We start from the raw sequence: 9016 nt of genomic DNA, 5'->3' as shown, positions 1-9016 counted from the left end.
AAAAGGACTTAAGTTCGCTATCCGTGAGGGTGGAAGAACAGTAGGTGCTGGAGTAGTTAGTGAGATAACAGAGTAATATTGACATAATACAAATTAAAGGAAGGGGAGACCCTTCTTTTAATTTGATATATTAAATATGCATATATTAAAAAATGTTAACAAAAAATCTAAATAAACCCTTGAGTTTTATTAGGTTTTGAGTTACAATATTAAAGTATGCGGTTGACATGCGATGAGGCAAAAGGTAGCTGTGTTTTGCAGGGAATTTTTGCTGAGAATGTCCGATTTTAAATTGGGCGGCAGGCTTTGTTGCAAGCATTTATCCTTAAAAAAAACTAGTAAACACCCGGATGAGTGTATCGGCAAAACCTTGTCGTATGTAAATAAACATGCGATAGAAGGAGGGAATCGTAAATGGCTAACAATTCTAATGGAAAACAAAAAATAAGAATCAGATTAAAGGCTTATGATCACAAGATTTTAGATTCATCTGCTGAGAAAATTGTAGAAACTGCAAAGAGAACAGGGGCTAAGGTTTCAGGACCAGTGCCACTACCAACTGAAAAGCAGATAATCACAATTTTAAGAGCTGTACACAAGTACAAAGACTCTAGAGAGCAGTTCGAACAAAGAACTCATAAGAGATTAATCGATATTTTAAGCCCAACACCAAGTACAGTTGACTCATTAATGAGACTTAATTTACCAGCCGGTGTTGATATCGAAATTAAATTATAATTGAAAGTAATGAGAAAAGTTTGCTTATAGATGAAGCATCATTTAAAAGCAATACACTCTTACTTAGAATGATTACGTTTAATTGTAATCCGCTGTAAGAAAATAGGAGGTGTATTTGATGAAAGGTATATTAGGAAAAAAAATAGGAATGACACAAGTTTTCACTGAAAACGGAGATGTAGTTCCTGTAACTGTAATAGAAGCCGGACCGATGAATGTAGTTCAAATTAAAACTACAGATATTGACGGATATAATGCTGTTCAGTTAGGATATAATGATATCAAGGAAAAGAAAGTAAACAAGCCTAAGCAAGGTCATTTCAACAAAGCACAAGTAGGATTCAAAAAATACTTGACAGAATTTAGAGTTGACGATGTTAATGTTTATGAAATAGGTCAAGAGTTAAAAGCTGATTTATTTGAAACAGGAGACAGAGTTGATGTGAGTGGCGTTTCTAAAGGTAAAGGATTCCAAGGTGTTATTAAAAGACACGGACAATCAAGAGGACCTGAAACACATGGTTCTAAGTATCATAGAAGACCAGGATCAATGGGAGCTTCATCTCACCCATCAAAAGTATTTAAAGGAAAAAAACTTCCTGGACATATGGGACATAAGAAAATCACAGTACAAAACTTAGAGATAGTTAGCATTGATGCAGACAAGAATCTATTATTGGTTAAAGGGGCAATACCTGGACCAAAAGGTGGATTGTTGACAATAAAAGAAAGCGTAAAAGCTTCTAAATAAGTTTCATAGAAGGGAGGATACGAAATGCCTAAAGTAGCTTTATACAACCTATCAGGTGAACAAATTGATGATATAGAATTAAAAGATAGTGTATTCGGAGTTGAAGTTAATCAACACGTATTATATGAAGTTGTTAAGAATCAATTAGCGAATAAGAGACAAGGAACTCAATCCGTTAAAACTAGATCTGAAGTTAGAGGTGGAGGAAGAAAACCTTGGAGACAAAAAGGTACTGGTAGAGCTCGTCAAGGAAGTATAAGAGCGCCACACTGGGTTGGTGGAGGAGTATCATTCGCACCAAAACCAAGAGATTACAGTTATAGTGTACCAAAGAAAGTTAGAAGATTAGCTATGAAATCAGCTTTAAGTTCAAAAGTTATCGATAATGAAATATTTGTAGTGGATGAACTAAAAATGGAGCAACCAAAAACAAAAGATATGGTAAATATCTTAAAGAACTTAAATTCAAGTAAGAAAGCATTAATAGTTATGAGTGAGAAAGATGAAAATGTTATAAAATCAGCGAAAAACATTCCTGGAGTACAGACTGTATTAGTTAATACTTTAAATGTTTATGACATATTAAAATATGATAATTTCATTATAACTAAAGATGCTGTTAAAAAAGTGGAGGAGGTGTATGCGTAATGCGTAATCCACACGATATTATAAGAAAACCTATAGTAACAGAAGAAAGTATGAATGATATGGCTGAAGGTAAATACACTTTTGTAGTGGATAAGAAAGCCAACAAAACTGAAATAAAAAATGCAATAGAAAAGATATTTGACGTTAAAGTGAGTAAGGTTAACACATTAAATATGACTGGAAAACTAAAGAGAATGGGTGCGAATATCGGAAGAAGACCAAGTTGGAAAAAAGCTGTGGTAACATTAACTGAAGATAGTAAAGGAATTGAATTCTTCGAGGGAATGTAATAAATAGTTAGTAAGAAGGAGGGAATCGTAATGGGTATCAAAAAATTTAGACCTACTTCACCAGCCTTAAGACAAATGACCGTTTCTACTTTTGAAGAAATCACAAAAAAAGAGCCTGAAAAGTCACTTTTAGCTCCATTACAAAAGAATGCTGGAAGAAATGCTCATGGAAAGATTACTATACGTCATAGAGGTGGCGGAGCTAAGAGAAAGTATAGAATAATAGACTTCAAAAGAAATAAAGATGGGGTTCCTGGTAAAGTAGCCGCTATTGAATATGATCCAAATAGATCAGCAAATATTGCACTAATCCATTATGCAGATGGAGATAAGAGATATATTATAGCTCCTAACAAAATAAAGGTAGGAAATATAATCGAATCTGGAGAAAATGTAGATATTAAGGTTGGTAATGCTTTACCACTTAAATTTATACCAGTAGGTACAACAATTCACAATATAGAGCTTAAAGCAGGTAAAGGTGGTCAATTAGTAAGATCAGCAGGAAATGAAGCTCAATTAATGGCTAAAGAAGGTAACTATGCACAGATTAAACTTCCATCAGGAGAAGTTAGAATGGTGAGAATAGAGTGTAGAGCTACAATTGGTCAAGTAGGTAATTTAGATCATGAAAATATCACAGTTGGTAAAGCTGGTAAGAAGAGACATATGGGAATTAGACCTACTGTAAGAGGTAGTGTTATGAATCCTAACGATCACCCACACGGTGGTGGTGAAGGTAGATCTCCTATAGGTAGACCATCTCCAGTAACACCTTGGGGTAAACCTACACTTGGATACAAGACTCGTAAGAAGAATAAAAAGTCTGATAAGTTTATAGTAAGAAAGAGAAAGAAATAATAGCGTAGATAGATAATACCAGTTGAAAGGAGGCACTTTAATGGGTAGATCATTAAAGAAAGGACCTTTTGTAGATGATCATTTAATGAAAAAGATCGAAGATTTAAATGAGAAAAATGAGAAAAAGGTAATAAAGACATGGTCACGTCGTTCAACTATATTTCCTCAAATGATAGGACACACAATAGCGGTTTATGACGGAAGAAAGCATGTGCCGGTATATGTTACTGAAGATATGGTTGGTCATAAACTAGGTGAGTTTGCTCCTACTAGAACATTTAGAGGACATGGAGACACGGAGAAGAAAACATCACTTAGATAATTTAGAAGTATATTGATGTGAGGAGGTAACTAAAAGTGGAAGCGAAAGCGATAGCTAAACATGTGCGAATTTCACCTAGAAAAGTTCAGATAGTTGCTGATCTAGTGAGGGGACAAAATGTAGACGAAGCATTGGCTATATTGAAATTTACTCCTAAAAAAGGTGCAGAAACATTAGAAAAAGTATTAAAATCAGCAGTTGCTAATGCTGAGAATAACTTTGATATGGATAGAGATAATTTATATATATCAGAAGTATATGCGAATCAAGGACCAACTCTAAAAAGATGGAGACCTAGAGCGCAAGGAAGAGCATTCCAAATAAGAAAAAGAACTAGTCACATTGGTGTAGTAGTTAAAGAAAGAGAATAAGAAAAGGAGGGATACGAATGGGTCAAAAAGTTAATCCACACGGTTTAAGGGTCGGAGTTATAAAAGATTGGGACTCAAAGTGGTATGCAGACTCTAAGAACTTCGCTGATTATTTAGTAGAAGATAACAATATACGTAAATATGTAAAGAAAAAAATGTTTATTGCTGGGATTTCTAAAATAGAGATCGAGAGAGCTGCAAATAGAGTTAAACTTAATGTATACACTGCAAAACCTGGTATGGTTATAGGAAAAGGTGGATCAGGTGTAGAAGCTTTAAGAAAAGAACTAGAAAAAATGACTGAGAAAAAAGTTGTAGTTAATGTTGAAGAAGTAAAAGTTCCAGAAATGGACGCTCAATTAGTAGCTGAAAACATTGCTTCCCAAATTGAAAGAAGGGTATCCTTTAGAAGAGCTATGAAGCAAAGTATTCAAAGAACTATGAGATCTGGTGCACAGGGTATAAAAACTGCTGTTGCTGGAAGATTAAACGGAGCTGATATGGCTAGAACTGAAGGATATAGTGAAGGAACTATACCTCTACAAACATTAAGAGCTGATATTGACTATGGATTTGCAGAAGCAGATACAACATACGGAAAAATCGGAGTTAAGGTTTGGATATATAAAGGAGAAGTACTTCCTACAAAAAGAGAACAATCAAATAATGGAAATAAAAAGTAATAAATATCCTGAGGAAGGAGGAATAGGTCATGTTAATGCCTAAAAGAGTAAAGCATCGTAAAACACATAGAGGAAGAATGAAAGGTAAGGCCACTCGAGGCAATACCATATCATACGGAGAGTATGGAATTCAGGCTTTAGAGCCAGGTTGGATTACATCAAATCAAATAGAGGCAGCAAGAAGGGCTATGACGAGACACGTTAAAAGAGGAGGAAAGATTTGGATTAAAATCTTCCCCGATAAGCCAGTAACAAAGAAACCTGCTGAAACTCGTATGGGTAAAGGTAAGGGTTCACCAGAATACTGGGTAGCAGTAGTTAAACCAGGTAGAATAATGTTCGAAATGGCCGGTGTACCAGAAGAATTAGCTAGAGAGGCTATGAGACTAGCAATTCATAAACTGCCTATTAAATGTAAATTTGTAACTCGTGATGAGGGTGGTGAAGCTAATGAAAGCTAGTGAACTACGTGATATGACAACAAAAGAATTAGATAATAAACTAGCTGAGTTAAAGTCAGAGTTATTTAACTTAAGGTTCCAGTTAGCTACTGGGCAACTTGATAATCCTATGAGAATTAAGGTAGTAAGAAAGGATATCGCAAGAGTTAAGACTATAACTAGGGAACGCGAACTAAAAGAATCAAACGCTTAGTAGTTCCATGAAAGGAGGGCTAATTAATGGAGAGAGCTAATAGAAAAGTAAGAATAGGTAAAGTATTGAGTGATAAAATGGATAAAACAGTAGTTGTTGGAGTTGAGACATTCATTTCTCACCCACTTTACGGTAAATCAGTTAAAAGAACAACAAAATTCAAAGCCCATGATGAGAATAATGAATGCAGAATTGGTGACAAAGTAAAGATCATGGAAACTAGACCATTAAGTAAGCAAAAAAGATGGAGATTAGTTGAAATTATAGAAAAAGCTAAATAATCCTTACAGAACTGAAGGGAGGGTCACATATGATTCAAGTTGAATCACGCTTAAAAGTAGCAGATAACTCTGGAGCAAAGGAGTTATTATGTATAAAAGTTTTAGGTGGTACAAGAAGAAGATATGCAAGTGTTGGAGATATAATAGTTGCTTCTGTTAAAACAGCAACACCCGGAGGTGTTGTTAAAAAAGGAGAAGTAATTAAAGCGGTAGTAGTTAGAACTACAAAAGAGCTAAGAAGAGATGATGGAAGTTACATCAGATTTGATGAGAACGCTGCTGTTGTAATCAAAGATGATAAGCAACCAGTAGGAACTCGTATCTTTGGTCCTGTAACAAGAGAGTTAAGAGACGGAAACTTCATGAAAATAATCTCACTAGCACCTGAAGTATTATAAAGGGAGGTGTAACGAATGCATGTAAAAAAAGGAGACACTGTTGTAGTAATAGCAGGTAAAGATAAAGGGAAAAAAGGTAAGGTATTAGAAGTAATGCCTAAGAAAGATAGAGTATTAGTAGAGGGCGTTAACATGATTACTAAACATCAAAAACCAAGTCCTCAAATGCAACAAGGTGGAATAATCCATCAAGAAGGACCTATTCATGCATCAAACGTTATGGTTTGGAGTAAAGCAGACAAGAAAGCTGTAAGAGTAGGATACAAAATATTAGACAACGGTGAAAAAATAAGAGTAAGTAAAAAAAGCGGGGAAGCAATCGACTAAAGTTTCTTGAAAGGAGGTCAATCATATGACATCACGTTTGAAAGAGAAATACACAAAGGATGTAGTACCAGCCCTTGTGGAAAAGTTTAACTATGAGAACATTATGGAAGTACCGAAATTAGATAAAATAGTAATTAATATGGGTATGGGCGTTGCTAAAGATAATCCTAAAACTTTAGAAACTGCTGTAGAAGAACTTAGATTAATAACAGGTCAAAACCCTGTAACAACAAAAGCTAAGAAATCTGTTTCTAACTTTAAGCTACGTGAAGGTATGCCAGTAGGAGCTAAAGTTACTTTAAGAGGAGAAAGAATGTATGACTTCTTAGATAAATTAATGAATGTAGCTCTACCAAGAGTTAGAGACTTTAGAGGAGTTTCTAAAACATCTTTCGATGGAAGAGGTAACTATGCTTTAGGAATTAAAGAGCAATTGATTTTCCCAGAAATTGATTATGATAAAGTGGAAAGAATTAATGGGATGGATATAATCGTAGTAACAACAGCAAACAATGATGAGCAAGCTAGAGAGTTCTTAACTCTTATGGGAATGCCATTTAAAAAATAGTAAGGAGGGATCCAATTGGCAAAGAAAGCTATGATATTAAAGCAACAAAAAAAAGCTAAACATAGCACACAGGCTTATAATAGATGTAGAATATGTGGAAGACCTCATGGTTATTTAAGAAAATTCGGTGTATGCCGTATATGCTTTAGAGAATTGGCATATAAAGGACAAATACCAGGAGTTAAAAAAGCAAGCTGGTAGAAATAAGTGAGAGTGGAAGGAGGTACCTCTAATGGCAATGACAGATCCAATTGCAGATATGCTAACGAGAATAAGAAATGCTAATAATGCAAAACATGAAACTGTAGATATTCCTGCTTCTAACATCAAGAAAGCACTAGCTGAAATCTTATTAAACGAAGGTTTCATAAAGGGCTATGATGTAATCGAAGATGGTAAACAAGGAATAGTAAGAGTACAACTTAAATACAGTAGAGATAATGATAAAGTTATTACTGGAATTAAAAGAATATCAAAACCAGGACTAAGAGTGTATGCTAAAAAAGATGAGATACCAAGAGTGTTAGGTGGATTAGGAATAGCAATTCTATCTACATCTAAAGGTATATTAACTGATAAGCAAGCTAAAAAGAATGACGTAGGCGGAGAGGTAATCTGCTACGTATGGTAATAGATTATCACTAGATCTATGAGGAGGTGCAATCATGTCAAGAATAGGTCTTAAACCAATTGAAATACCATCAGGTGTTGAGATTAAATTAGACGAGAAAAACTACATGGTAGTTAAGGGACCAAAAGGAACATTAGAACAACAATTAGATAGAGATATGACAATTGAAATAAAGGACAACGAAATTACTGTTTCTCGTCCTACTGAAAATAAAAAACATAAATCCATTCACGGACTTACAAGAACATTAATCGATAATATGGTTGTAGGTGTTACTAAAGGGTACGAAAAAACTTTAGAAATAGTTGGTGTTGGTTACCGTGCACAAAAGCAAGGTAAGAAACTAGCTCTTAACTTAGGATTCTCACACCCAGTTGAAATGGACGATCCAGAAGGAATCGAGACTGAAGTTCCATCAAACACTAAAATAGTAGTTAAAGGTATCGACAAACAACAAGTTGGAAATTACGCAGCTGTTATCAGAGCTTTAAGAAAACCTGAACCATACAAAGGTAAAGGTATAAGATACCAAGGCGAAAGAGTAAGACGTAAAGAAGGTAAAACTGCTAAATAGAGGGAAAGGAGTGAGTAAGAGTGCTTAATAAAGTAAGAAAAAATGAAAAAAGATTAAAAAGACATGGTAGAATGAGAAATAAAGTACATGGTACTCCTGAGAGACCAAGACTAAATGTCTATAGAAGTTTAAACCATATATATGCTCAAGTTATTGACGATGTAAATGGTGTTACTTTAGTTCAAGCATCCACTCTAGATAAAGATTTAAAAGAAAAATTAGATTCTACATCTAATAAAGAAGCTGCAAGAGAAGTAGGAAAGCTTGTAGCGGAGAAAGCTAAAGACAAGAATATAGAATCTGTAGTTTTTGATAGAGGCGGATATATTTATCATGGTAGAGTAAAAGAACTTGCTGAAGGCGCAAGAGAAGCTGGACTTAACTTTTAACAAGAAGGAGGGGAATGAATGCAACGCGGACGTATTGATGCTAATGAATTAGATTTACAAGAAAAAGTTGTTAATATAAATCGTATAACTAAAGTAGTTAAAGGTGGTAGAAACTTTAGATTTAGTGCACTTGTAGTAGTTGGAGATGGAAATGGTCATGTTGGTGTAGGAATGTCAAAGGCTATTGAGATCCCAGATGCTATAAGAAAAGCTATAGATGATGCTAAGAAACACCTTATAAGAGTACCAATCATTGGTACTAGTATACCACATGAAATAATAGGTAGATTTGGTGCAGGTAATGTTTTACTTAAACCAGCTCCAGAAGGTACAGGAGTTATAGCAGGTGGTCCTGTGCGTGACGTATTAGAACTAGCAGGAGTTAGAGATATCAGAACTAAATCTCTAGGATCAAACAATCCAAGAAATATGGTAAATGCAGTTATCCAAGGATTAAGCGAACTTAAAACTTCAGAGGAAGTTGCAAAGTTAAGAGGCAAATCCGTAGAAGAAATCATAGGTTAGGGGGC

The 9016-nt window shown here is 34.8% G+C and carries 20 protein-coding genes; all 20 read left to right on the top strand.

Going from position 1 to position 9016, the window contains the following annotated elements; translation table 11 throughout:
* A partial coding sequence (locus GOQ27_RS17415) for an EF-Tu C-terminal domain-related protein (RefSeq protein ID WP_203365289.1) occupies positions 1–76 on the top strand: 76 nt, incomplete at its 5' end.
* A gap of 338 nt (positions 77–414) precedes the next feature.
* Positions 415–738, top strand: coding sequence for a 30S ribosomal protein S10 (gene rpsJ, locus GOQ27_RS02725; RefSeq protein ID WP_203365283.1), 324 nt, complete (start codon positions 415–417; stop codon positions 736–738).
* A gap of 118 nt (positions 739–856) precedes the next feature.
* On the top strand, positions 857–1489 hold the full coding sequence (gene rplC / locus GOQ27_RS02720) for a 50S ribosomal protein L3 (RefSeq protein ID WP_213018399.1): 633 nt from the start codon (positions 857–859) through the stop codon (positions 1487–1489).
* A 24-nt stretch (positions 1490–1513) separates the two neighbouring features.
* Positions 1514–2137, top strand: coding sequence for a 50S ribosomal protein L4 (gene rplD, locus GOQ27_RS02715; protein ID WP_203365281.1), 624 nt, complete (start codon positions 1514–1516; stop codon positions 2135–2137).
* Complete coding sequence (rplW, locus tag GOQ27_RS02710; protein WP_203365280.1) at positions 2137–2427, top strand: 50S ribosomal protein L23; 291 nt, start codon at positions 2137–2139, stop codon at positions 2425–2427. The genes rplD and rplW overlap by 1 nt, the downstream gene beginning before the upstream one ends.
* Positions 2428–2457: 30 nt before the next feature.
* Positions 2458–3288 (top strand): 50S ribosomal protein L2, encoded by an 831-nt coding sequence (rplB, locus tag GOQ27_RS02705; RefSeq protein WP_203365279.1) that lies wholly within the window; start codon positions 2458–2460, stop codon positions 3286–3288.
* A gap of 40 nt (positions 3289–3328) precedes the next feature.
* Entirely contained in the window at positions 3329–3610 is a 282-nt protein-coding gene (gene rpsS, locus GOQ27_RS02700) for a 30S ribosomal protein S19 (RefSeq protein WP_203365278.1), read from the top strand.
* Positions 3611–3645: 35 nt separating this feature from the next.
* Complete coding sequence (gene rplV / locus GOQ27_RS02695; RefSeq protein ID WP_203365277.1) at positions 3646–3981, top strand: 50S ribosomal protein L22; 336 nt, start codon at positions 3646–3648, stop codon at positions 3979–3981.
* Between the two features lie 17 nt (positions 3982–3998).
* Positions 3999–4664: a 30S ribosomal protein S3 gene (gene rpsC / locus GOQ27_RS02690; protein ID WP_203365276.1), complete on the top strand. Its 666-nt coding sequence runs from the start codon at positions 3999–4001 to the stop codon at positions 4662–4664.
* 29 nt (positions 4665–4693) lie between these two features.
* Positions 4694–5125 carry a 50S ribosomal protein L16 gene (rplP, locus tag GOQ27_RS02685; protein ID WP_203365275.1) on the top strand — a complete coding sequence of 144 codons (432 nt, stop codon included), beginning with the start codon at positions 4694–4696 and terminating at the stop codon, positions 5123–5125.
* Entirely contained in the window at positions 5115–5318 is a 204-nt protein-coding gene (gene rpmC, locus GOQ27_RS02680; protein WP_203365274.1) for a 50S ribosomal protein L29, read from the top strand. Before rplP ends, rpmC begins: the two co-directional genes overlap by 11 nt.
* 26 nt (positions 5319–5344) lie before the next feature.
* Positions 5345–5599, top strand: a complete 255-nt coding sequence (rpsQ, locus tag GOQ27_RS02675; RefSeq protein WP_203365273.1) for a 30S ribosomal protein S17 — start codon at positions 5345–5347, stop codon at positions 5597–5599.
* A gap of 29 nt (positions 5600–5628) precedes the next feature.
* Complete coding sequence (rplN, locus tag GOQ27_RS02670; RefSeq protein ID WP_203365272.1) at positions 5629–5997, top strand: 50S ribosomal protein L14; 369 nt, start codon at positions 5629–5631, stop codon at positions 5995–5997.
* Between the two features lie 15 nt (positions 5998–6012).
* Positions 6013–6324 carry a 50S ribosomal protein L24 gene (rplX, locus tag GOQ27_RS02665; protein WP_203365271.1) on the top strand — a complete coding sequence of 104 codons (312 nt, stop codon included), beginning with the start codon at positions 6013–6015 and terminating at the stop codon, positions 6322–6324.
* Positions 6325–6349: 25 nt separating this feature from the next.
* Positions 6350–6892 carry a 50S ribosomal protein L5 gene (rplE, locus tag GOQ27_RS02660; RefSeq protein ID WP_203365270.1) on the top strand — a complete coding sequence of 181 codons (543 nt, stop codon included), beginning with the start codon at positions 6350–6352 and terminating at the stop codon, positions 6890–6892.
* A 15-nt stretch (positions 6893–6907) separates the two neighbouring features.
* Entirely contained in the window at positions 6908–7093 is a 186-nt protein-coding gene (locus GOQ27_RS02655) for a type Z 30S ribosomal protein S14 (RefSeq protein ID WP_203365269.1), read from the top strand.
* 31 nt (positions 7094–7124) lie between these two features.
* Positions 7125–7523 carry a 30S ribosomal protein S8 gene (gene rpsH, locus GOQ27_RS02650; protein ID WP_203365268.1) on the top strand — a complete coding sequence of 133 codons (399 nt, stop codon included), beginning with the start codon at positions 7125–7127 and terminating at the stop codon, positions 7521–7523.
* A 34-nt stretch (positions 7524–7557) separates the two neighbouring features.
* Positions 7558–8097: a 50S ribosomal protein L6 gene (gene rplF / locus GOQ27_RS02645; RefSeq protein WP_203365267.1), complete on the top strand. Its 540-nt coding sequence runs from the start codon at positions 7558–7560 to the stop codon at positions 8095–8097.
* Between the two features lie 20 nt (positions 8098–8117).
* Entirely contained in the window at positions 8118–8486 is a 369-nt protein-coding gene (gene rplR / locus GOQ27_RS02640; protein WP_203365266.1) for a 50S ribosomal protein L18, read from the top strand.
* Between the two features lie 18 nt (positions 8487–8504).
* A complete protein-coding gene (gene rpsE / locus GOQ27_RS02635) occupies positions 8505–9011 on the top strand; it encodes a 30S ribosomal protein S5 (protein ID WP_203365265.1) in 507 nt (168 codons plus the stop codon).
* Positions 9012–9016 lie beyond the last annotated feature (5 nt).

The organism is Anaeromonas frigoriresistens (genome assembly GCF_016820655.1).
Classification (GTDB): domain Bacteria; phylum Bacillota; class Clostridia; order Tissierellales; family SIT17; genus Anaeromonas; species Anaeromonas frigoriresistens.
The sequence above is the reverse complement of the archived record's forward strand: the minus strand, read 5'-3'. Positions and strand labels throughout refer to the sequence as shown.